Annotated in this window: 21 protein-coding genes; 10 read left to right on the forward strand and 11 right to left on the reverse strand. The window is 59.8% G+C overall.

Annotated elements, in window-relative coordinates:
• Positions 1–5: 5 nt before the first annotated feature.
• From phoU to BK660_RS09880, 5 genes are all read right to left on the reverse strand, one after another.
• Positions 6–767 (reverse strand): phosphate signaling complex protein PhoU, encoded by a 762-nt coding sequence (gene phoU, locus BK660_RS09860; RefSeq protein ID WP_123433154.1) that lies wholly within the window; start codon positions 765–767, stop codon positions 6–8.
• A 72-nt stretch (positions 768–839) separates the two neighbouring features.
• Positions 840–1,673: a phosphate ABC transporter ATP-binding protein PstB gene (pstB, locus tag BK660_RS09865; RefSeq protein ID WP_123433155.1), complete on the reverse strand. Its 834-nt coding sequence runs from the start codon at positions 1,671–1,673 to the stop codon at positions 840–842.
• Between the two features lie 131 nt (positions 1,674–1,804).
• Complete coding sequence (gene pstA / locus BK660_RS09870) at positions 1,805–3,475, reverse strand: phosphate ABC transporter permease PstA (protein WP_123433156.1); 1,671 nt, start codon at positions 3,473–3,475, stop codon at positions 1,805–1,807.
• 15 nt (positions 3,476–3,490) lie between these two features.
• Complete coding sequence (locus BK660_RS09875; protein ID WP_123433157.1) at positions 3,491–5,773, reverse strand: ABC transporter permease subunit; 2,283 nt, start codon at positions 5,771–5,773, stop codon at positions 3,491–3,493.
• Between the two features lie 199 nt (positions 5,774–5,972).
• Positions 5,973–6,974, reverse strand: a complete 1,002-nt coding sequence (locus tag BK660_RS09880) for a phosphate ABC transporter substrate-binding protein PstS (RefSeq protein WP_123433158.1) — start codon at positions 6,972–6,974, stop codon at positions 5,973–5,975.
• Between the two features lie 188 nt (positions 6,975–7,162).
• Between BK660_RS09880 and BK660_RS09885 the strand changes: the two genes are divergently transcribed.
• Together BK660_RS09885 and BK660_RS09890 are read left to right on the forward strand one after the other, a co-directional pair.
• Positions 7,163–8,221, forward strand: a complete 1,059-nt coding sequence (locus BK660_RS09885; RefSeq protein WP_123433159.1) for a helix-turn-helix domain-containing protein — start codon at positions 7,163–7,165, stop codon at positions 8,219–8,221.
• A complete protein-coding gene (locus tag BK660_RS09890) occupies positions 8,218–8,709 on the forward strand; it encodes a PIN domain-containing protein (protein ID WP_123433160.1) in 492 nt (163 codons plus the stop codon). Before BK660_RS09885 ends, BK660_RS09890 begins: the two co-directional genes overlap by 4 nt.
• Before the next feature lie 9 nt (positions 8,710–8,718).
• Here BK660_RS09890 and BK660_RS09895 read toward each other — a convergent pair whose 3' ends face one another.
• Positions 8,719–10,017: an MFS transporter gene (locus tag BK660_RS09895; RefSeq protein WP_123433161.1), complete on the reverse strand. Its 1,299-nt coding sequence runs from the start codon at positions 10,015–10,017 to the stop codon at positions 8,719–8,721.
• 364 nt (positions 10,018–10,381) lie between these two features.
• Between BK660_RS09895 and BK660_RS09900 the strand changes: the two genes are divergently transcribed.
• Together BK660_RS09900 and BK660_RS09905 are read left to right on the forward strand one after the other, a co-directional pair.
• Entirely contained in the window at positions 10,382–10,786 is a 405-nt protein-coding gene (locus tag BK660_RS09900) for an acyl-CoA thioesterase (protein WP_007942704.1), read from the forward strand.
• Between the two features lie 57 nt (positions 10,787–10,843).
• The gene (locus BK660_RS09905; RefSeq protein ID WP_123433162.1) at positions 10,844–11,743 is read left to right on the forward strand and encodes a D-hexose-6-phosphate mutarotase; all 900 of its coding nucleotides are present in this window, start codon (positions 10,844–10,846) and stop codon (positions 11,741–11,743) included.
• 118 nt (positions 11,744–11,861) lie between these two features.
• Here the strand turns inward: BK660_RS09905 and BK660_RS09915 are convergent, their stop codons facing one another.
• From BK660_RS09915 to BK660_RS09935, 5 genes are all read right to left on the reverse strand, one after another.
• Positions 11,862–12,398, reverse strand: coding sequence for a DUF3299 domain-containing protein (locus BK660_RS09915; protein WP_059181930.1), 537 nt, complete (start codon positions 12,396–12,398; stop codon positions 11,862–11,864).
• Positions 12,399–12,486: 88 nt separating this feature from the next.
• Entirely contained in the window at positions 12,487–12,732 is a 246-nt protein-coding gene (locus tag BK660_RS09920) for a GlsB/YeaQ/YmgE family stress response membrane protein (RefSeq protein WP_010465333.1), read from the reverse strand.
• A gap of 112 nt (positions 12,733–12,844) precedes the next feature.
• A complete protein-coding gene (locus BK660_RS09925; protein WP_123433163.1) occupies positions 12,845–13,927 on the reverse strand; it encodes a 5-(carboxyamino)imidazole ribonucleotide synthase in 1,083 nt (360 codons plus the stop codon).
• Positions 13,928–13,938: 11 nt separating this feature from the next.
• The gene (gene purE, locus BK660_RS09930; protein WP_008030713.1) at positions 13,939–14,430 is read right to left on the reverse strand and encodes a 5-(carboxyamino)imidazole ribonucleotide mutase; all 492 of its coding nucleotides are present in this window, start codon (positions 14,428–14,430) and stop codon (positions 13,939–13,941) included.
• A 333-nt stretch (positions 14,431–14,763) separates the two neighbouring features.
• Entirely contained in the window at positions 14,764–15,672 is a 909-nt protein-coding gene (locus BK660_RS09935; RefSeq protein ID WP_027926289.1) for a LysR substrate-binding domain-containing protein, read from the reverse strand.
• A gap of 180 nt (positions 15,673–15,852) precedes the next feature.
• Between BK660_RS09935 and aspA the strand changes: the two genes are divergently transcribed.
• The 6 genes from aspA to BK660_RS09970 all read left to right on the forward strand — a co-directional run bounded on the left by aspA (position 15,853) and on the right by BK660_RS09970 (position 23,947).
• Positions 15,853–17,277 (forward strand): aspartate ammonia-lyase, encoded by a 1,425-nt coding sequence (aspA, locus tag BK660_RS09940; protein ID WP_027926288.1) that lies wholly within the window; start codon positions 15,853–15,855, stop codon positions 17,275–17,277.
• A gap of 497 nt (positions 17,278–17,774) precedes the next feature.
• Positions 17,775–19,226, forward strand: coding sequence for an alanine/glycine:cation symporter family protein (locus tag BK660_RS09945; RefSeq protein ID WP_123433164.1), 1,452 nt, complete (start codon positions 17,775–17,777; stop codon positions 19,224–19,226).
• Between the two features lie 143 nt (positions 19,227–19,369).
• Positions 19,370–20,374, forward strand: coding sequence for an asparaginase (locus BK660_RS09955; protein ID WP_123433165.1), 1,005 nt, complete (start codon positions 19,370–19,372; stop codon positions 20,372–20,374).
• 165 nt (positions 20,375–20,539) lie between these two features.
• A complete protein-coding gene (locus BK660_RS09960) occupies positions 20,540–21,538 on the forward strand; it encodes an AraC family transcriptional regulator (protein ID WP_123433166.1) in 999 nt (332 codons plus the stop codon).
• A gap of 264 nt (positions 21,539–21,802) precedes the next feature.
• Positions 21,803–22,834 (forward strand): histone deacetylase family protein, encoded by a 1,032-nt coding sequence (locus BK660_RS09965; RefSeq protein ID WP_123433167.1) that lies wholly within the window; start codon positions 21,803–21,805, stop codon positions 22,832–22,834.
• 12 nt (positions 22,835–22,846) lie between these two features.
• Positions 22,847–23,947: a polyamine ABC transporter substrate-binding protein gene (locus BK660_RS09970; RefSeq protein ID WP_123433168.1), complete on the forward strand. Its 1,101-nt coding sequence runs from the start codon at positions 22,847–22,849 to the stop codon at positions 23,945–23,947.
• Positions 23,948–23,985: the final 38 nt, after the last annotated feature.

Genomic DNA, 23,985 nt, shown 5'->3' on the forward strand with positions numbered 1-23,985 from the left:
CAGTCTTACTTATCGTCAGCTTTGCCCGGAACATTAGCGGTTTCGCTGCTGGTTCCTTCAACTTCTTCTTTCATGCGCTTGAGACCCAGGTGACGCACGTCGGTGCCGCGCACCAGGTAAATCACCAGTTCCGAAATATTACGCGCGTGGTCGCCGATCCGTTCCAGCGAACGCAGCACCCAGATAATGCTCAAGACCCGCGAGATAGAGCGCGGGTCTTCCATCATGTAGGTCGCCAGCTCACGCAGGGCGGTCTTGTATTCGCGGTCGATGATCTTGTCGTACTGCGCCACCGACAGCGCCAGGTCAGCGTCGAAGCGGGCAAACGCGTCCAGCGCGTCACGCACCATGTTGCGCACCTGGTCGCCAATGTGGCGAACCTCGACGTAACCGCGCGGCGCTTCGCCTTCTTCGCACAACTGGATGGCGCGGCGGGCAATCTTGGTCGCTTCGTCACCGATGCGCTCCAGGTCGATGACCGACTTGGAGATGCTGATGATCAGGCGCAAGTCAGACGCCGCAGGCTGACGACGGGCCAGAATGCGCAGGCATTCTTCGTCGATGTTGCGTTCCATCTGGTTGATCTGGTCGTCGATTTCGCGAACCTGCTGGGCCAGACCGGAGTCGGCCTCGATCAGCGCGGTCACCGCGTCGTTGACCTGCTTTTCCACCAACCCGCCCATGGCCAGGAGGTGGCTGCGCACTTCCTCCAGTTCGGCGTTGAACTGCGCGGAAATGTGGTGGGTAAGACCTTCTTTACTAATCATGTTGGCGTCCTTGGAGCGTCCGGTAAGGTGCGGTGGGCCGCAGCGTCAGTTCAGTGAGCAACCACAGGCTTCCTAGCCGTAACGACCGGTGATGTAGTCTTCGGTCTGCTTCTTCGCCGGATTGGTGAACAGGGTGTCGGTGTCGCCGAATTCCACCAGTTTGCCCATGTACATGAACGCCGTGTAGTCGGAAACCCGAGCGGCCTGTTGCATGTTGTGGGTCACGATGACGATGGTGAATTTCGATTTCAGTTCGTAGATCAGCTCTTCGACTTTCAACGTGGAGATCGGGTCGAGTGCCGAGCAGGGTTCGTCGAGCAGCAGCACTTCCGGTTCCACGGCGATGGTGCGCGCGATGACCAGACGTTGTTGCTGACCACCGGACAAGCCGAGTGCCGATTCGTGCAGACGGTCTTTGACCTCGTCCCACAGCGCCGCGCCTTTCAGCGCCCACTCAACGGCTTCGTCGAGCACGCGTTTTTTGTTGATGCCCTGGATACGCAGGCCATACACCACGTTTTCGTAGATGGTCTTCGGGAACGGGTTTGGCTTCTGGAACACCATGCCCACGCGACGACGCAGTTCGGCAACGTCTTCGCCCTTGCGGTAGATGTTGTTGCCGTAGAGGTTGATCGCGCCTTCGACACGGCAGCCATCCACCAGGTCGTTCATGCGGTTGAAGGTCCGCAGCAGCGTGGATTTACCGCAGCCGGACGGACCGATGAAAGCGGTCACGCGCTGTTTCGGGATGTTCATGCTGACGTCGAACAGCGCTTGTTTCTCGCCGTAGAACAGGCTCAGGCCCGGCACTTCAATGGCCACGGTTTCCTGTTCGAGACTCAGGCTCTGTTTGTCGCGACCCAACGCCGACATGTTGATGCCGTGGGTATGTGTTTCGTGCTGCATGGGAGGCTCCCTGTGCTAACAAATTCGGTTCGTTTTTTGTGGGAGCGAGCCTGCTCGCGAAGGGGCCATCTCTGGCGCCAAAAGCTTCGCGAGCAGGCTCGCTCCCACCTAGAAATCAGTGCTTCATCAAATCAGCTATCCAGCGCTTTGTATTTTTCGCGCAGGTGGTTCCGGATGTAGACGGCCGACAGGTTGAGCGTGGCGATCACCAGCACCAGCAGCAACGCCGTGGCGTACACCAGCGGCCGTGCGGCTTCGACGTTCGGGCTCTGGAAGCCGACGTCATAAATATGGAAGCCCAGGTGCATGATCTTCTGGTCAAGGTGAAGGTACGGGTAGTTACCATCCAGCGGCAGCGACGGTGCCAGTTTCACTACACCGACCAGCATCAGCGGCGCCACTTCACCGGCGGCACGCGCCACGGCGAGGATCATGCCGGTCATCATCGCCGGGCTGGCCATCGGCAGCACGATCTTCCACAAGGTTTCAGCCTTGGTCGCGCCGAGGGCCAACGAGCCTTCACGCACGGTGCGAGGAATCCGCGCCAGACCTTCTTCGGTGGCCACGATCACCACCGGTACCGCCAGCAGTGCCAGGGTCAGCGAGGCCCAGAGCAGGCCAGGCGTACCAAAGGTCGGTGCCGGCAAGGCTTCAGGGAAGAACAAACGGTCAACCGAGCCGCCCAGTACATAGACGAAGAAGCCCAGGCCGAACACGCCGTAAACAATGGCCGGTACGCCCGCCAGGTTGTTCACGGCGATGCGGATAATCCGGGTCAACGTGTTTTGCTTGGCGTATTCGCGCAGGTAAACCGCTGCCAGTACGCCAAATGGCGTCACGATCATCGCCATGATCAACGTCATCATCACGGTGCCGAAAATCGCCGGGAAGATCCCGCCTTCGGTGTTCGCTTCACGCGGGTCGTCGGACAGGAACTCCCAGACCTTGCTGAAGTAGAAGCCGACCTTGGTCAGCGTGCCCATGGCGTTCGGCTGGTAAGCGTGAACCACCTTGCCGATGCTGATTTCGATCTCTTTGCCGTTCGCATCGCGGGCCGTGAGGCTGTCGCGGTTGAACTGGGCGTGCAGGTCATTCAGACGGGCTTCGATGTCTTGATAACGTGCATTCAGCTCGGCGCGCTCGGCATCCATGTCCGCTTGCGCCGCGGCGTCGAGTTTACCGGCCAGTTCCAGTTTGCGACCGTGCAGACGAATGCGTTCCAGACCCGAGTTGATCGCGCCGATGTCGACCTTTTCCAGGGTCTTGAGCTGCGCCGCGAGCTTGTTCACGCGATCGACACGCGCCTGCAGTTCCGGCCAGGCCGCTTCGCCTTCAGCGATGACTTTGCCGTCCTGTTTGACGTTGACCAGGTAGCCGTAGAAGTTGCCCCACTCGCGACGCTCGATGGTCATCAGCTCAGGCGGGGTTTTCTGGTTGGTCAGCCACTCACCGACGATCCAGGTGAAGTCGTTGCCGTTCAAGTCACGGTTGCCGACCTTGATCAGCTCGCGGGTCATGAATTCCGGGCCCTGATCGGGCACCGGCAGGCCAGCGCTTTTCAGGCGCTCACGCGGCACTTCTTCCTTCTGTACCACTTCACCAATGACCAGGTGATTGGCCTGGCCCGGCACGTCGTAGCTGGCGTGAATCAAATCCGCCGGCCAGAAGTGACCCAGGCCGCGCACGGCAATCACGGCCAGCAGGCCAATGGTCATGATGACCGCGATGGACACCGCGCCACCGCTGATCCAGACGCCCGGGGCGCCGCTCTTGAACCATCCATTCAGGGAGTTCTGTTTCACAGACTTCTACCTTTCTTAAAGCGACGAGTATTTCTTGCGCAGACGCTGACGAATCAGTTCTGCGAGGGTGTTCATGACGAAGGTGAACAACAGCAGCACCAGCGCCGAGAGGAACAGCACGCGGTAGTGGCTGCCGCCGACTTCCGATTCGGGCATTTCCACCGCAACGTTGGCCGCCAGGGTGCGCAGGCCTTCGAACAGGTTCATTTCCATGACCGGGGTGTTACCGGTGGCCATCAACACGATCATGGTTTCACCGACCGCACGGCCCATGCCGATCATCAGCGCCGAGAAGATGCCCGGGCTGGCAGTGAGGATCACCACGCGGGTCATGGTCTGCCACGGCGTAGCGCCGAGGGCCAGGGAACCGAGGGTCAGGCCACGAGGCACGCTGAACACGGCGTCTTCGGCGATGGAGTAGATGTTCGGGATGACCGCGAAGCCCATGGCCAGGCCGACCACCAGTGCGTTGCGCTGGTCGTAGGTGATGCCCAGGTCGTGGGAGATCCACATGCGCATGTCGCCGCCGAAGAACCAGGTTTCCATGTACGGGCTCATGTACAGCGAGAGCCAGCCCACAAACAGGATCACCGGGATCAGGATCGCGCTTTCCCAGCCGTCCGGCACTTTCAGGCGGATCGACTCAGGCAGGCGACTGAAGACAAAACCGGCCACCAGGATGCCGATCGGCAGGAGCATCAGCAGGCTGAAAATGCCCGGCAAATGCCCTTCTACATACGGTGCGAGGAACAGACCGGCGAAGAAACCGAGGATCACCGTCGGCATCGCTTCCATCAGTTCGATCACCGGCTTCACCTTGCGGCGCAGGCTCGGAGCCATGAAGTAAGCGGTGTAGATCGCCGCAGCGACGGCCAGCGGTGCCGCCAGCAGCATGGCGTAGAACGCGGCCTTCAAGGTACCGAAGGTCAGCGGAGACAAGCTCATCTTCGGTTCGAAGTCGGTGTTGGCGGCGGTTGATTGCCAGACGTATTTAGGCTCGTCGTAGTTCTCGTACCAGACCTTGCTCCACAACGCGCTCCACGAGACTTCCGGGTGTGGGTTGTCCAGCAGCAGCGGCTGAATCTTGCCGCCCGCTTCGACGATGATGCGGTTGGCGCGTGGCGACAGACCGAACAGGCCCTGGCCTTCCACAACCTGATCCACCAGCAAGGTGCGGTGAGCGGTGCTGTGGAAGACGCCGAGCTTGCCGGAGGCGTCGAGGGCGACGAAGCCTTTGCGACGCTCTTCGGCACTGATTTCAACAATCGGCGTGGTGCCCATCTGGAAGGTACGAATCTGCTTCAGGCGCAGCTCGCCGTCGGGATCGCGCGCCATGAACCACTGGGCCAGGCCACCTTTGGAGTCGCCGAGGATCAGCGAGATACCGCCCACCAATTGGGTACTGGCAGTGATTTGCGCTTCGCCGTCTTCAAGCAGTTTGTAGCGACCGTTGAGGCTCTTGTCGCGCAGGCTGAACACGTCGGCCTGGGCACGCCCGTTGATGACGTACAGCCACTGCTGACGCGGGTCGACGAAGATGTTCTTCACCGGCTCGTTCATCTGCGGCAGGTCGATACGCTTCTGCTCGTTGGTGACTTCGCCGGTCATCATGTTTTCTTCGCTGGTCAGCGACAAAACATTGAGTTGCGAACCGGTTGCGCCGACCAGCATCAGCGTCGAATCGTTGGCGTTGAGGCTGATGTGCTCCAGCGCGCCGCCGGCTTCGTTCAACGCAATCGGCGTCTGGCCATACGGGTACTCAACGGCCGGCGTGATGGTTTTCTTGCCGTCCGGGTAGCTGACTTTATAGGTGTGACGGAACACCAGCGCCTGGCCATTGGACAGACCCACAGCCACCAATGGATGGCCCGGTTGGTCTTCACCAATGGAGGTCACGTTGACTCCTGCCGGAAGCGGCAGATCGACGCGCTTGAGTTCGGCGCCACTGTCGATATCAAAGAACAGCGCCTGGCCCTTGTCGGAAACCCGCATGGCGACCTGGTTCTGTTCTTCGAGGGAGATCATCAACGGCTTGCCGGCGTCTTGCATCCAGGCTGGCGTGATGGCGTCTTTGGCAGTCAGGTCTGCGCCCTGGAACAGGGGCATGACGACGTAGCCGAGGAAAAAGAAAATCAGCGTGATCGCGCCGAGGACAGCGAGGCCGCCAACAAGGACGTACCAACGGGTCAGGCGATCTTTAAGCGCGCGAATGCGGCGCTTGCGTTGCAACTCAGGCGTATTGAAATCAATTCGCTTGGGGGGATTCGTAGTCATGGTGGAATTGGCCAGATCATTCATGCGCACACCCTAGCGATCCTGTATGACAGAAAGATGACAATGCAGTGACGCAACAAGTCCGCCGCCAGCGGGAACTGGCAGAGGACCGGAAATTTGGGGGTGTGGGAGCAAGAGCCTTGGCTTGCCGGGAGACCGGGTTACGGCCATCGCGGGCAAGCCACGCTCCCACAGGATTCGAGGTTAACCTCGAATCAGTTTGTTACTTTTTTGCGACTTCAGCGCCGCCTTCCGCCAGACCCAAGTCAGCCAGTGCTTTGGCTGCGACTTTGGCTGGCAGTGGGATGTAACCGTCTTTCACTACAACTTCCTGGCCCTGTTTGGACAGAACCAGTTTCACGAACTCGGCTTCCAGCGGGGCCAGAGGCTTGTTCGGGGCTTTGTTGACGTAAACGTAGAGGAAACGCGACAGCGGGTATTTGCCGTTCAGTGCGTTTTCTTCGCTGTCTTCGATGAATTCAGTGCTGCCTTTCTTGGCCAGCGCCACAGTCTTCACGGAAGCGGTTTTGTAGCCGATGCCCGAGTAACCGATGCCGTTCAGCGAGGAGCTGATCGACTGCACGACCGAAGCCGAACCTGGTTGTTCGTTCACGTTTGGCTTGTAGTCGCCTTTGCACAGGGCTTCTTCTTTGAAGTAGCCGTAGGTGCCGGATACCGAGTTACGACCGAACAGTTGAACCGGCTTGTTGGCCAGATCGCCGGTCACGCCCAGGTCACCCCAGGTTTTGACTTCGGTTTTAGCGCCGCACAGACGAGTGGACGAGAAGATCGCGTCGACTTGTTCCATGGTCAGGTGCTGGATCGGGTTGTCTTTGTGAACGAAGACAGCCAGGGCGTCCACGGCAACCGGGATAGCGGTTGGCTTGTAGCCGTACTTCTGCTCGAAGGCCGCCAGTTCGGTGTCCTTCATTTTGCGGCTCATCGGGCCCAGGTTAGAGGTGCCTTCAGTCAGCGCAGGTGGCGCGGTGGCGGAGCCAGCGGCCTGAATCTGGATGTTTACGTTCGGGTATTCTTTTTTGTAGTTCTCAGCCCAGAGGGTCATGAGGTTGGCCAGAGTATCGGAGCCGACGCTGGACAGGTTGCCCGACACACCAGTGGTCTTGGTGTAGCTCGGGATAGCAGGGTCAACAGCGGCGAACGCGTTGGCAGTCGCAACGCCAGCAGCGACAAAAGTCATTGCCGCCATCAAACGCTTCAGTTTCATGCCTTACTCCTAGCAGATAGGGTGTGTTAAGTCGGGGCCAAGTATCAGCAGGCCGTGTGAACACTCTATGGCTGAAATATGACAATTGGATGAAAGGCCAGCATTCGAGTGCCCGATACATCCAGTCTTGCAGCGCAGGTTGACAAATCTCAACCAGAAGATAGCCTTGTCAACCACGAGAGGAACCCATGATCAACGACCGAATTCGCCGCGCTCGCCTACTGCGGGGCATGTCTCTAGAGGCTTTAGCGCTCAAGCTTGGCGATATCACCAAACAAGGCCTCAGCAAATACGAGAAAGGGGCAAGCACTCCAAACTCCGCACGCCTGTTACAAATGGCAAAAGTATTGGAGGTCAGTCCAGAGTACTTTTTCCGCGCGGAGGCAGTGCCGCTTGCACCGTTAGAGTTTCGCAAACTGGCAAAAATGCCGAAGTACCGCCAGGTTCAAGTCGAAGAACAAATTCGTGAGCACCTCGAGCGCTACATCGCTCTGGAGGATTGCTTCGACCCGGCGGACATCCAGACTCCGACCACCCCAGCGCAAATGCTACCGGTTTCCTCTATAGAGGAAGCTGAACGCGCGGCCGAGCAACTGCGTGAATTCTGGAAGATCGGCAGTGATCCCATTTCCAATCTTACCGAGCAACTGGAAGAGCACAGCATCAAGGTAGCCATGCTCATGGGGCCAGATGACTTTGATGGGGCCTGCGCCGCAACCGGTGACGGTCGTCATGTCTTGATCGCACTCAACTCGGAGCGCCCTGGCGAACGCATACGCTTCACCGCTGCCCATGAGCTGGGTCATTGGGTCATGCAGTTACCCGAAGAAATGCCCGAAAGAGAAAAGGAAAACTGCTGCCATCGTTTCGCGGGGGCCTTCCTCTATCCGGCCAAAGGTGTCACCAGTGACTTTGGTAACCACCCTCGCTCCAGAGTCCACCCCCGGGAACTGCTCATCGCCAAGCGCCAATACGGAATTTCGATGCACGCAGCACTGCGGCGGCTCAAGGATTTAAATCTCCTTAGCGACAGCGGTTACAAATCCCTCACCATTCAATTCAGCTCGAACGGCTGGCGCAAGGCCGAGCCAGAACCATTGCCGTGTAAACCACCACAACGTTTTGAGTCGTTGGTGTTTTGGGGATTGGCCGAAGGATTGATCACCAAATCCCGTGCAGCTGAACTTCTACGCAAACCAGTGAGCGCTTTAGATCCCAATTTCCTGGGCTCACTGGAGAGTGCATGACTCTGATCTACATCAGCGATACGAATATCTGGATCGATTTCAGGAATGCAGGGCTGCTGAAACAGATGTTCAGACTCCCGTTCACTCTTTGCTGCACAGATTTCGTACTGCACGAGCTCGAAGATTTTCCGCATGACGAACTGCTTGCCCATGGGTTAATTGTCGAATCATTCGAGGGCCCCGAAGTGGCACGGCTGTTCGGTCTTAAAATCGAACATAACAACAGTTCTCTGGCAGACGTTTCCTGCTATCTACTGGCTCAGCAAACAGGTCGACCGTTATTGACGGGGGACGGCAAACTTAGAAAGCAGGCGCAAAAGGATGGGCTACAGGTACACGGTGCACTTTGGCTGCTGGACCTGATGGTTGACCATCAGGTTGTTGGATTGCAGCAGGCTGCGGATGCTTTAGAGGACATGCTCATGCGCGGAGCACGATTACCGTCAGGCGAGTGTGAAGCAAGGCTTTCGCGCTGGCGAAAGCCTTGATGGTGAAGGTTAACGCCCCTTCTTCCATAGATACCCACCCACCACAATCCCGACCCCGCAAATGATCGCCACATAGTAAGCAGGTCCCATCGGGCTCTCCTTCAGCAGCAACGTCACCACCATCGGCGTCAAACCACCGAAAATCGCGTAGGCCAGGTTGTACGAGAACGACAACCCGCTGAAACGCACCACCGCCGGGAAAGCCTTCACCATCACATACGGCACCGCGCCGATGGTGCCGACCAGCAACCCGGTCAAGGCATACATCGGGAACAGCCAGTCCGGGTGATTGAACAGGCTGTGATAGAACGTCCACGAGCTGATCAGCAACGCCGCGCTGCCAAACACGAACACCCGTCCGGCACCAAAGCGATCCGCCAGCGCGCCGGAAGCCACACAGCCCAGGCTCAGGAACACAATCGCCAGGCTATTGGCCTGCAACGCCGTGGTCGGCGAGAAGTGGTAAACGGTCTGCAACACGGTCGGGGTCATCAGGATGACCACGATGATGCCGGCGGACAGCAGCCAGGTCAGCAGCATGGAAATCAGGATCGCGCCGCGATGGTCACGCAGTACGGCGCGCAGCGGCACTTCTTCGGCCAGAGCCTTGCGCAGTTGCAGCTCGGCGAACACCGGGGTTTCGTGCAGCCAGCGGCGCAGGTACACCGAGAACAGACCGAACACACCGCCGAGCAGGAACGGGATCCGCCAGGCGTAATCCGCGACTTCCACCGGGGTATAAACGCTGTTGATCGCCGTGGCGACCAAGGAGCCCAGCAAAATACCTGCCGTCAGACCGCTGGTCAGGGTGCCGCAGGCGTAGCCGATATGCCGTTGCGGCACGTGTTCGGAAACGAAGACCCACGCGCCCGGTACTTCACCGCCAATCGCCGCGCCTTGAATCACCCGCATCAGCAGCAACAGGATCGGTGCCCACATGCCAATCTGCGCATAAGTCGGCAGCAAACCCATGATCAGGGTCGGTACCGCCATCATGAAAATGCTCAGGGTGAACATCTTCTTGCGCCCCAGCAGGTCGCCGAAGTGCGCCATGACGATGCCGCCCAACGGCCGCGCCAGGTAGCCGGCAGCGAAAATGCCGAAGGTCTGCATCAGCCGCAGCCACTCGGGCATGTCCGCCGGGAAGAACAGTTTGCCCACCACCGTGGCGAAGAACACAAAGATGATGAAGTCGTAGAACTCCAGCGCACCGCCCAAGGCAGACAGCGATAAAGTCTTGTAGTCGTTGCGGGTCAACGGACGTGCGGGTTGAGTCGGCTGCGCGATGCTCGAGGGCGCTGTGGTCATGGCAAGGGCTTCTCTTATAGTCGAATCTGCAACCTCAACAACGCTGGCGGAGGCTTGGGCAGGTCCGGCACCATAACAAATTGTTCGAAAAAGCACATAGAGGTGCGTTTTTGACGGTCAAAATGAGAACCCGGCGGTCGTCTCGGAGTCTACCGACCGATATACTCGGGATCTTGCAACAGTTTGAAAGGGTTGCTGTGCGAAGACGCTGCTGGCTCTACCAGTCGATTTCGCAGAGTTTCCCTTTAGGCGCCTTACGAAAAACGTGACGAACGTAGTATGTTCGGGGCTGAATCGTTTTTCTTGAAAGCGGCTATTCACCTGAAGTACCAATGAAGAGTCACGGGTCAGAGGCACCCCCGGCATGATAGAGCTCGAACAAGAAGATCCAATCCCGCAAGGCGACCTGGCCCTGCAAATCACTGCGCTTCCTCGCGAAACCAACGGTTTCGGCGATATTTTCGGCGGCTGGCTGGTGGCACAGATGGATTTGGCCGGCACCGCCATGGCCAGCAAAGTCGCTGGCGGGCGCGTAGCCACGGTTGCGATTGATCGCATGGCGTTCCTGGTTCCAGTGGCGGTGGGCGCTCAGCTCTCCTTTTATACCCAGGCCCTGGAAATCGGCCGCAGCTCGATCAAGATGATGGTCGAGGTCTGGAGCGACGATCCGCTGTCCAGCGAGTGGCGTAAAGTGACGGAAGCGGTGTTCGTGTTCGTCGCCATCGACGGCAGCGGCCGTACTCGCTCGGTTCCGCCGCGCGCGCGTTAAACGCTGCGACGGTTTTGCGGTCCATTGCAGTCATTGTTCCCGATCGAGAGTTGTCCCATGAACACGCCCAACGTTGAAGCCGTGAAACTGGATGAACTGAACTGCTGGCGCATCCGCCACGGTCAGGCCGAATTGCTGGTCGCCCAGCAAGGCGCGCACATCCTCAGTTATCAATTGGCCGGCCAACCGCCGCTGATCTGGCTCAACGACGAGGCCGTGTTCAAGACCGGCAAGAGCATCCGCGCCGGCGTGCCGGTGTGCTGGCCGTGGTTCGGCAACTTTGCACGCAACCCGCAGAGCGTCCAGGCGATGCGTGTCAGCCCTGAAGCGCCGAGCGCCCACGGTTTTGTCCGGGCGATGGATTGGGAGCTGGGCGGCATCGAGGGCGAAGGTGAAAGCCTCAAGGTGGAATTTGTCCTGCCCTACCCAGAAGGTGGCTTTGCACAGTGGCCTCACCAGGTGGATTTGAAGCTGAGCATTCGGCTGGATGAGCAACTGCATATCAGCCTGACCAGCCATAACCAGGGCACTGACACCGTCACCCTCAGCCAGGCGCTGCACAGCTATTTCGCGGTCAGCGATGTTCGCAACGTACACGTTGAAGGTCTGGATGGGTTGAGCTACATCGAGACGCTGGATGACTGGAAAACTGTCACTCAGTCTGGTGACCTGCGCTTTACTGGCGAGACCGATCGCATTTACCTCGATCCCCCGACGACGCTGAGTATTGTCGATCCGGCGTGGGAGCGACGCATCGAACTGACCAGCAGCGGGTCTCGCACGGCGGTGATCTGGAACCCGTGGATCGAGCGTGCGGCGGCGTTCAGCGACATGGCCGACGATGGCTGGCAGCGCATGCTGTGCATCGAGACGGCGAATGTGATGGGTGATGTGGTGACGCTGGCGCCGGGCGCCAGCCATACCCTGGGCGTCAGCATCGCCAGCAGATCCCTCTAAGCAACACCCCAGAACAAATGTGGGAGCGGGCTTGCTCGCGAAGAGGGTGTATCAGTCGACATTAATGTTGCCTGACACACCGCATTCGCGAGCAAGCCCGCTCCCACATTTTGATCGCCTATAGATCCGATTCCTTTACTACCCGCACCTTCGCCGCATCCAGCGCATACGCCGCATCAGCCAGGTCGTTGTTGACCTTTTCGATCTTCAACGTGCCGGTTACCCACAACGGTGTATAGATGTCATCCAGCTTCAACCCCTTCGGATAACGCACCAGCACCAACTGGTTTGGCGGCGGTGGCGGCACGTGGATGCAGGCGCCCGGGTACGGCACGAGGAAGAACAGCGTGCTGCGACCCTTGGCGTCGGACTCCAGTGGCACCGGGTAACCGCCGATGCGGATGTTCTTGTCGTTCATCGACGGCACGGTCTTGGTCGAATACATCACCGCCGGCAAGCCTTTGCTCTGCTTCATGCCGCCTTTCGCCGTAAAGGTGCCATCGCCTTCAGGGGAGTTGTGGTCGATTTCAGGCATGGCTTCGAGGGCTTTCTGGTCCGACTTGGGCATCAGTTCCAGCCAGTCGGTTTCCGGCAGTTCGCCGGCATGGGCCAAACCACTGCCCAGGAAAAGGAGAGTCAACAGAAGACGGCGCATTGAGGTGCTCGGTAAAGGAAGGGCGATAAGTCGCCGAGCATTCTAGCCCTCTCTGCGTGCGGCGCAGAGGGGGCTTTGTCGCTTTGGATCAGTTCTTTCTGATCAAGCCGTAGATCACCAGCAACACCACGGCGCCGACCAGCGCACCGATGAAACCTGCGCCTTCACCCGCGTGGTAAATGCCCAGCGCCTGGCCGCCGTAAGTGGCCGCCAGCGAACCGCCGATACCGAGCAGGATGGTCATGATCCAACCCATGCTGTCATCGCCCGGTTTCAGGAACCGAGCCAGCAGGCCGACGATCAAGCCGATAAAGATGGTTCCAATAATTCCCATGGCATTTCCCTCTGATTGAATGGCAATGCCCAAAGCCTAGTCAGACTTTGGCATCCTGCCATGAGAGAACGGCGGCCCCAGAATGGTTCCGCCGCTGCCACATGAAACTATTTTACTCAGCGATGAGCGCTTCGACTTTGAGGATCTGTGCCGCCAGCGTCTCGCGGTCTGCACAGCGAAGGTTGGCGTGACCGACCTTGCGACCGGCCTTGAACGCCTTGCCGTAGTGGTGCAGGTGGCAATCGGCAATCGCGATCACCTTCTCAACCGGCGGTACAACGCCGATGAAGTTGAGCATCGCGCTCTCACCGATTTTGGCCGTCGAACCCAGCGGCAGACCGGCAACGGCGCGCAAGTGGTTTTCGAACTGGCTGCACTCGGCGCCTTCAGTGGTCCAGTGCCCGGAGTTGTGCACGCGCGGGGCGATTTCGTTGGCCTTGAGGCCACCGTCGACTTCAAAGAATTCGAACGCCATCACGCCGACATAATCCAGCTGCTTGAGCACACGGCTGGAATAGTCTTCCGCCAGGGCTTGCAGTGGGTGATCGGTGCTGGCCACGGACAGCTTTAGGATGCCGCTGTCGTGGGTGTTGTGAACCAGCGGATAGAAACGGGTTTCGCCATCGCGAGCACGCACGGCGATCAGCGACACTTCGCCAGTGAACGGCACGAAGCCTTCCAGCAGGCAGGCAACGCTGCCCAGCTCGGCGAAGGTGCCGACCACGTCTTCCGGTTTGCGCAGGACTTTCTGGCCCTTGCCGTCGTAACCCAGGGTGCGGGTTTTCAGCACGGCCGGCAGACCGATGGAAGCCACGGCGGCGTCCAGATCGGTTTGCGACTGAATGTCGGCGAACGCTGGGGTGGGAATTCCCAGGTCCTTGAACATGCTCTTCTCGAACCAGCGATCGCGGGCAATGCGCAGGGCTTCGGCGCTCGGGTAGACCGGCACGAATTGCGAGAGGAACGCCACGGTTTCGGCCGGGACGCTTTCGAATTCGAAGGTCACCAGATCGACTTCATCGGCGAGTTGACGCAGGTGATCCTGATCGCCGTAATCGGCCCGCAGGTGTTCGCCCAACGCGGCTGCGCAAGCATCCGGCGCGGGGTCCAGGAAAGCGAAGTTCATACCCAGCGGGGTGCCCGCCAGCGCCAACATGCGACCCAACTGGCCGCCACCGATTACACCGATCTTCATCGTCAACAACCTCAGGCGATGCGTGGGTCTGGATTGTCCAGGACGCTGTCTGTCTGCTCAGCACGGAAAGTTTTCAGCACTTCGTGGAACTGCGGATGCTTGGCGCCCAGGATGCTCGCCGACAGCAGCGCGGCGTTGATCGCGCCAGCCTTGCCGATGGCCAGGGTCGCAACCGGGATGCCGGCCGGCATCTGCACGATGGAGAGCAGCGAATCGACGCCGGACAGCATCGCCGATTGCACCGGCACGCCCAGCACCGGCAGGTGGGTCTTGGCCGCACACATGCCTGGCAAGTGGGCCGCGCCACCGGCACCGGCGATAATCACCTCAATGCCACGGGCCTCAGCCTCTTCGGCGTACTGGAACAGCAGGTCCGGGGTGCGGTGGGCAGAGACCACTTTCACCTCGTAAGGGATGCCGAGCTTTTCCAGCATATCGGCGGTGTGGCTAAGGGTGGACCAATCGGACTTGGAGCCCATGATCACGCCAACCAGTGCACTCATCGTCGTGCCTCTTCTCTCTGGGCGCCCGCAGGCGCGTCAAAAAACAACAAGCCACGCAGGATGCGTGGCTTGATTGTACGAATTATGGCCGGGCGAACCGGCCGAAGGCCGCGCAGTATACCGTAATGACACAGATAAACAGCCCCCGAAACGACCATCTGTCATACGGCGCAAAGGGCCGGTTTTATTGACTTGCGAGTCAGCCAACTACACCCCCAATCCCCTTGTGGGAGCTGGCTTGCTCGCGAATGCAATCTGACATTCACATTTTGTGTTGGCTGATACACCGCCTTCGCGAGCAAGCCCGCTCCCACACTTGATCTTCATTGGGTTTCAAGTACCTTGCGCGGCGCCGCCTTCGAGCTTGCGCCACAGCAATCGCACGTTGGCCTTGCGCACCAGTGCGCAGCGGTAGAGGCGAATCTCCAGCGGCACATGCCATTGCGGACCGCCACATACCACCAGCTCACCCCGAGCCAGTTCCGCGCGCACGCTGAGTTGCGGCACCCAGGCAATCCCCAAACCCTCCAGCGCCATGCTTTTCAGGCTGTCGGCCATGGCGGTTTCATAAATAGTGGTGAAGCGCAGCGCCCGCTGGCGCAGCAGCATGTTCACCGAGCGACCGAGAAACGCGCCGGCGCTGTAGGCGAGCAAAGGCACGCTGCCCTCGCCTTCCAGATCGAACAACGGTTTGCCGTCCGCATCCGCTGCGCACACCGGGAGCATTTCCGTATGGCCGAGGTGCAGCGAAGGGAAGATTTCCGGGTCCATCTGCAACGCCGCATCCGGGTCGTAGAACGCCAGCATCAAATCGCAACCGCCTTCACGCAAGGCATGCACCGCGTCACCGACGTTAGTCGCGACCAGACGCGTCGCGATGTTCAAACCTTCGTTGCGCAACTGCGCAATCCAGCGCGGGAAGAAACCCAGCGCCAAAGAGTGAGCGGCGGCGACTTGCATCACTTCGCCCTGCCCGCCTTCCAAGTGATGAAGATGGCGCAGTACTTCGCCCAACTGCTCGACCACGGTCCGCGCCGTCACCAGAAACAATTGCCCCGCCGCCGTCAGCTCGATGGGCGTGCGCGAGCGATTGACCAGTTGCAGCCCCAGCGCGGCTTCAAGGCTGCGGATCCGCCGGCTGAACGCCGGTTGTGTCACGAAGCGGCGTTCCGCAGCCTGGGAGAAGCTGCGGGTGGCGGCCAGGGCGCTGAAGTCCTCAAGCCATTTACTTTCCAGATTCATCACGTCCTCCCGGACACGCACCAATTTAGGTCACACGCTCGCCGCACACGCGGCGTCACATGGGCATTATGCCGAATGTGCATAGGCCAGTGCTTAACAGCATTGGCCGAAAATTCTCCACAAGCCTAGCATTTGCAGTGTTCCGGCACAGACCGGGTCCCTATCGAGATGATTTCTATCATGTCCTCCGCTGCATCTTTCCGCACAGAAAAAGACCTGCTTGGCGTACTCGAAGTACCTGCTCAAGCGTATTACGGCATCCAGACCCTGCGAGCGGTGAATAACTTCCGCCTCTCGGGCGTTCCGATTTCGCATTACCCGAAGCTGGTTGTCGGTCTGGCGATGGTCAAACAGGCCGCCGCTGACGCCAACCGCGAACTGGGTCACCTGAGCGAAGCCAAGCACGCTGCCATCAGCGAAGCCTGTGCACGTTTGATCCGCGGCGATTTCCACGAAGAGTTCGTGGTGGACATGATTCAAGGCGGCGCTGGCACTTCAACCAACATGAATGCCAACGAAGTCATCGCCAACATCGCACTGGAGGCCATGGGTCACCAGAAAGGCGAATACCAATACCTGCACCCGAACAACGACGTGAACATGGCGCAGTCGACCAACGACGCCTACCCGACCGCGATCCGCCTGGGTCTGCTGCTGGGTCACGACGCACTGCTGGCCAGCCTCGACAGCCTGATCCAGTCGTTCGCCGCCAAAGGTGAAGAATTCAGCCACGTCCTGAAGATGGGTCGTACCCAGCTGCAAGACGCCGTGCCGATGACCCTGGGCCAGGAATTCCGTGCCTTCGCCACGACCCTGGGCGAAGACCTGGCGCGTCTGAAAACACTGGCACCCGAGCTGCTGACCGAAGTGAACCTGGGCGGTACTGCGATCGGTACCGGCATCAACGCCGACCCGCGTTACCAGCACCTGGCTGTTCAGCGCCTGGCACTGATCAGCGGTCAACCGCTGGTTCCGGCCGCCGACCTGATCGAAGCCACGTCCGACATGGGCGCCTTCGTACTGTTCTCCGGCATGCTCAAGCGTACCGCGGTCAAACTGTCGAAGATCTGCAACGACCTGCGCCTGCTGTCCAGCGGCCCACGCACCGGCATCAACGAAATCAACCTGCCAGCGCGTCAGCCAGGCAGCTCGATCATGCCAGGCAAGGTCAACCCGGTTATTCCGGAAGCCGTTAACCAGGTAGCGTTCCAGATCATCGGTAACGACCTGGCCCTGACCATCGCGGCCGAAGGCGGCCAGCTGCAACTGAACGTGATGGAGCCGCTGATCGCGTTCAAGATCTTCGACTCGATCCGTCTGCTGCAACGCGCCATGGACATGCTGCGCGAGCACTGCATCACCGGCATCACCGCCAACGAAGAACGCTGCCGCGAACTGGTCGAGCACTCGATCGGCCTGGTCACCGCACTGAACCCGTACATCGGCTATGAAAACGCCACCCGCATCGCCCGTATCGCCCTCGAAAGCGGCCGCGGCGTGCTGGAACTGGTGCGCGAAGAAGGCTTGCTCGACGACGCCATGCTTGCCGACATCCTGCGCCCGGAAAACATGATTGCTCCGCGTCTGGTTCCGCTTAAAGCCTGAACCGACGCGTTACTTGTAGCACCGCTCACCAGGTCGAGGGACTAGACACCTCTCACCTTTTGAGGGCTTGGGGATGTATCCCCAGGCCCTTTTTTTTAACTTTTGAAAGAACAACCGTCTTCTGTAGGAGTGAGCCCGCTCGCGATGAACGATTACGCGGTGTAACTGAAACACCGCAGCGTCCGCATCGCGAGCAGGCTCACTCCTACACAAGCCTGGCGCAAAAATGTCAGGTGTTTCAAAGGCTTCTCGTCATCGCTTGCACCACAACTGTGCAGACGGACGGCACTCTCCTAGGTATAGTGCCGCCCCTCTTCGCATGAGCGGTCGTCGGTAACGAGGCCCAAACCCATGCGAAACCCGAACTAATAACAAACCTGCGAAATGGGACCGGGACGAACACGCGCCTCATCTGTTGTGCCACGCGCACATCGGTGTAACGCGATGTTGCTGCCTGCCCAACATTTGCCTACACAAAAAACAGCGAGGAATAATCCATGCTCGAAGTCATTAACGACTTCCTCTCAGGGAAAGTACTGATCGTGCTCATTGTCGGGCTCGGTAGCTACTTCACGATCCGCTCGCGTTTCGTTCAATTGCGCCACTTCTTTCACATGTTCTCTGTATTCGGCGACAGCCTCAAAAGCAGCGCCGGCCAACTCAGCTCGTTCCAGGCCCTGATGCTCAGCCTCGCCGGCCGTGTCGGTGCAGGCAACATCGCCGGTGTCGGTATTGCCGTGACCCTTGGCGGGCCAGGTGCAGTGTTCTGGATGTGGGTGACCGCGCTGGTCGGCATGTCCAGCAGCTTCTTCGAATGTTCCCTCGGCCAGCTCTACAAGCGCTGCGATTCCGACGGCACCTACCGTGGCGGCCCGTCCTATTACATTCAGCACGGCCTGCAGAAACGCTGGCTGGGCATGATCATGGCGTTCCTGCTGCTGATCACCTTCGGCTTCGCCTTCAACGGTCTGCAATCCCACGCCGTGACTCACTCACTGAACAACGCCTTCGGCCTCGACACCACCTACACCGGCATCGCGCTGGCGGTATTGCTGGGCCTGGTGTTCATCGGCGGGATCAAGCGCATCGCCAAGGTCGCCGACCTGTTGGTGCCGGTGAAAACCCTGGTGTACATCGGCGTGACCATCTACGTGATCGTGCTGCAATTCGATCACGTCCCAGCGATGTTGATGACCATCGTCAAAAGCGCGTTCGGTCTCGACCAGGCGTTCGGCGGCCTGATCGGCAGTGCGATTGTCATGGGCGTGAAGCGTGGCGTGTTCGCCAACGAAGCGGGCCTGGGCAGTGCGCCTAACGTGGCAGCGGTCGCGTCGGTTGAGCACCCGGTTGCTCAGGGTGTGGTTCAAGCGTTCAGCGTGTTCCTCGACACGTTCGTGATCTGCACCTGCACCGCGCTGCTGATCCTGCTCTCGGGCTTCTACACCCCGGGCTTCGAAGGCGATGGCATTGCCCTGACCCAGAACTCTCTGGCCGCCGTGGTCGGTGACTGGGGCCGGATGTTCATTTCCGTGGCCCTGTCGTTGTTCGTGTTCACCTCGATTCTCTACAACTACTACCTGGGCGAGAGCAACCTGCGTTTCCTGATCGGTGAAAACCGCAAGGCGCTGATCGGCTACCGCGCATTGGTGTTGGTGTTGATCTTCTGGGGCGCCATCGAAAACCTGAGCACCGTGTTCGCCTTCGCCGACATCACCATGACCATGCTGGCGTTCGTGAACCTCATCGCGCTGTTCCTGCTGTTCAAGGTCGGCATGCGCATCCTGCGTGACTACGATGACCAGCGTGCTGCCGGGATCAAGACCCCGGTGTTCGATTCGAGCAAGTTCCCGGATCTGGACCTGGACCTGCAAGCCTGGCCAGCCAACCCGCCAGCGGCTGCTACCAAGGCTGAAGCCGAGCCACAAGGCGTACCCGCAGCGCAACGCTGATCGGTTAAAGTGAGAAACCCCATGTGGGAGCGGGCTTGCTCGCGAAGAGGTCGTAACATTCAACATCATCGTTGACTGACACACCGCTTTCGCGAGCAAGCCCGCTCCCACATTAGGAATGTCATTGTTCTCGGAGAACCCTCATGAATTCCTCGACCTACCCTGCCGCCCAGCACGTCATGGTGCTCTACACCGGTGGCACCATCGGCATGCAAGCCAGCGCCCACGGCCTGGCCCCGGCGTCCGGTTTCGAAGCGCGGATGCGTGAATACCTGCACAACCAACCCGAATTGGTGGTGCCACAGTGGCGCTTTCGCGAAATGTCGCCGCTGATCGACAGCGCCAACATGACCCCGGCGTACTGGCAGCAACTGCGTGAAGCGGTGGTGGACGCTGTCGATGTGCAGGGCTGCGACAGCGTGCTGATCCTGCACGGCACCGACACCCTCGCCTACAGCGCAGCGGCCATAAGTTTCCAGTTACTCGGCCTGCACGCCCGCGTGTGTTTCACCGGCTCGATGCTGCCGGCCGGCGTGACCGACAGCGATGCCTGGGAAAACCTCAGCGGTGCGCTGGTTGCCCTCGGCCATGGCCTGGCTCCGGGCGTTCATCTGTACTTCCACGGCGAACTGCTGGACCCGACCCGTTGCGCGAAAGTGCGCAGTTTCGGTCGTCACCCGTTCAAGCGGCTTGAGCGTCAGGGCGGTGGTGTGAAGGCGGCTTCCCTGCCGGCACCGCTGACTTACAACCAACCCAGGCAACTGGCGAAAGTCGCCGTACTGCCGCTGTTCCCCGGTATCGGCGCCGAGATTCTGGATGGCCTGCTCGCCAGCGGTATTCAGGGTCTGGTGCTGGAGTGCTATGGAAGCGGCACCGGGCCGAGTGATAACCCTGAGTTTCTCGCCAGCCTGGAACGGGCGCGGGACAAGGGTGTTGTGGTGGTCGCCGTGACGCAGTGCCATGAAGGTGGTGTTGAGCTGGACGTGTACGAGGCCGGCAGCCGTTTGCGTGGCGTTGGCGTGCTGTCGGGTGGCGGCATGACCCGTGAGGCGGCGTTCGGCAAGTTGCATGCGTTGTTGGGTGCCGGACTCAGCACCGCTGAAGTTCGGCAGCTTGTAGAACTCGACCTCTGCGGCGAACTCATCTGACACGCCGAAAAACCCTGTGGGAGCGATCCTGCTCGCGAATGCGATAGATCAGTCACATCATTGTTGGATGTGCCGCCGCCTTCGCGAGCAAGCCCGCTCCCACAGGGATCTCCATCAGGCATATAACTTGCTGCGTTCCAGCCACCCCAAGGCTGGAAGCCGCCCATGCTCCACTCCCACCTCACCACCCTCAACGCCGTCTCCCTGGTGCTTAACACCTTCAAGGACCAAGGCCTGTCCAGCGAGGACTTGCTCGCCGGAAGCGGCATCAGCGCGGCGGACCTGAACCGGGCGGACACGCGCATCACCACCAATCAGGAGATGCAGGTCTGCGCCAACGCGGTCGCGCTCAAGCGTGACATTGGCCTGGAACTGGGCCGGCGAATGCACGTTTCGTGCTACGGCATGCTCGGCTACGCGCTGCTCACCAGTGCCACCTTCGGTGACGCTTTGCGCTTGGCGATGCGCTATCCGGCGCTGTTGGGAACACTTTTCGAGCTAAGCCTGGAAGACGACGGCGAGCGTGTCTGGTTCGTCGCGGCGGATTACCGGGAGAGCCCGGCAATGGCCGTGTTCAATGCCGAATTCTGTCTGGTGTCGTTGAAAGTGATCTGCGACGACCTGCTCGGTCACACGCTTCCACTGCTGGCCGCACGCTTCGAACACACCGCGCCGGACTATCAGGCCACCTACGCCGAACATTTCGATTGCAGGTTGAGCTTCGAGGCACGGGACAACGCGTTTGCGTTCGATCGCAAATGGCTCGACCAGCCCTTGCCGCTCGCCGATGTCATCACCCATCAAGCCATGGCCGAACGCTGCCGCAAACAGAACACCGAGTTCACCGGGCGCCAGGCGTGGCTGGGGCGGATTCGGCAATTGCTCAGCGCACAGTTGAATGCCGCGCCGGGGCTTGAGGGGTTGGCCGAGCAGATGAATTGCTCGGCGCGCACCTTGCGTCGACACCTCAAGGATTCGGGGTGCAGCTATCAGGAATTGCTCGATGAGCTGCGTTTCGAGCAGGCCAAGCACATGCTCTGCGAGGACCAGTTGCCGATCTACCGGATCGCCGAGGCGCTGGGTTTCAGCGAGACCGCGAGTTTCCGCCATGCGTTTGTGCGCTGGAGCGGGGTGGCACCGAGTCAGTTCCGGCCCCACCGATAAACCAATGTGGGAGCGAGCCTGCTCGCGAAGACGGCGGCACAGCTAACACTGAAGTCGTCTGACACACCGTTTTCGCGAGCAGGCTCGCTCCCACAATGTCTGCATTTCATATCCGAAAATGGGGCACCGCCGCACCATCAAGGGGCGAATTTCGGTCAAACCTTTTGGCCATATCAATCCCCTTTTGGCCTTTCCTGCCGTTCTCCCAAACGCCGCCTGCCGCAAGACTGTGTTCAACCGAATCAGCCTGCGGAGAACAAGAAAATGCTGACGATCTACTCGGACGATCACCACCTGCACCACGGCCGTTGCGAATTGATAGACGGGCAACTCAAGCCCTGCTTCGAAATGCCGTCGCGTGCCGACCATGTGTTGCAACGCGTAAAGAACCAGAACCTCGGCGCGGTCGAAGCACCGCAGGATTTCGGCCTCGACCCGATCGCGCGCATCCACAGCCGCGACTACCTCGACTTCTTCAAGGGGGCATGGGCACGCTGGACCGAATACAACACCGACGGCGACTTGCTGCCCTACACCTGGCCGGCGCGAACACTGCGCGCCATCAAGCCCACCAGCCTGCACGGCCAGCTCGGCTATTACAGCTTCGACGGTGGCGCACCGATCACCGCCGGTACCTGGCAAGCGGCGTACAGCGCGGCACAAGTCGCGCTGACCGCCCAAGCGCACATCCAGCGCGGCGCGCGCAGTGCCTTCGCCCTGTGCCGTCCGCCGGGGCACCACGCAGCCAGCGATTTGATGGGCGGTTATTGCTACCTCAACAACGCCGCCATCGCCGCCCAGGCATTCCTCGATCAGGGCCACAAAAAAGTCGCGATCCTCGACGTCGACTACCACCACGGCAATGGCACTCAATCGATTTTCTACGAACGCAGCGACGTGCTGTTCACCTCGATCCACGGCCACCCGGAAGCCGAGTTTCCGTTCTTCCTCGGCTACGAAGACGAGCTCGGCGAAGGCGCGGGTGAAGGCTTCAACTTCAACTACCCTCTGCCCGCCGGTTCTGGCTGGGACACCTGGAGTGCAGCGCTGGATCAGGCCTGCAAAGAGATCGAAAACTACGGCGCCGACATTGTCGTCGTCTCCCTGGGCGTCGATACGTTCAAGGACGACCCCATCTCCCAATTCAAACTCGACAGCCCGGACTACCTGGCCATGGGCGAGCGCATCGCGCGCCTCGGCAAGCCGACGCTGTTCGTGATGGAGGGCGGTTACGCGGTAGAAGAAATCGGCATCAACGCCGTGAACGTTCTCGAAGGTTTTGAAAGCGCCCACTGAGGAATTAGAACAATGAACAGACTCAAGCGTTTTATCATCCCCACCCTGTGCGCCACGGTGCTCAGTGGTGCGGTTCATGCTGAAGAGCGAACGTTGCGCGTCTACAACTGGTTCGACTACATCACCCCCAAGGCGCTGGAAGACTTCAAGGCCCAGAACACCCAGACCAAACTGGTCTACGACATTTTCGACACCAACGAAGCGCTGGAAGCCAAGCTGCTGACCGGTAACTCCGGTTATGACGTGGTGGTGCCGTCCAATGTGTTTCTCGCCAAGCAGATCGAAGCCGGCGTGTTCCAGCCGCTGGACCGCAGCAAACTGCCGAACTGGAATCACCTCGATCCGAAGCTGATGAAGCTGATCGAAGCCAACGATCCTGGCAACAAATTCGCCGTGCCCTACATGTACGGCACGATTCTGATCGGCTTCAACCCGGACAAGGTCAAAGCCGTGCTGGGTGCCGATGCGCCGGTGGACAGCTGGGACCTGATCTTCAAGGAAGAGAACATCAGCAAGCTCAAGCAGTGTGGCGTCGCCCTGCTCGACTCGCCGTCGGAGATCCTGCCGCTGGCCCTGCAACACCTTGGCCTCGACCCGAACAGCAAGAAGCCGGCGGACTACGACAAGGCTGAAGCGCTGCTGATGAAGATCCGCCCGTACATCACCTACTTCCACTCCTCGAAGTACATGGCCGATATCGCCAACGGTGACATCTGCGTCGCGGTCGGTTACTCCGGCAGCTTCTCCCAGGCGGCCAACCGCGCCAAGGAAGCCAAGAACGGCGTGATCGTCGACATGCGCCTGCCCAAGGAAGGCGCGCCGATCTGGTTCGACATGCTCGCGATTCCCAAAGGCGCGAAGAACCCGGAAGACGCCTACACCTTCATCAACTACTTGCTGCAACCTCAAGTCATCGCGCCGGTCAGCGACTTTGTCGGTTACCCGAACCCGAACAAGGACGCCACGGAACTGGTCGACCCGGCGATCCGCAACAACCCGAACCTGTACCCGACCGAAACGGCGATGAGCACGCTTTACACCCTGCAACCCCTGCCGCGCGATGCCGAACGTGCGCGTACGCGGGCCTGGACCAAGATCAAGTCCGGGACCTGATACCCGACTGAAAACCGAAGACCCGCGGCGACGCGGGT

Origin of the sequence: Pseudomonas brassicacearum (genome assembly GCF_003732265.1) — a bacterium.
Lineage (GTDB): Bacteria > Pseudomonadota > Gammaproteobacteria > Pseudomonadales > Pseudomonadaceae > Aquipseudomonas > Aquipseudomonas brassicacearum_D.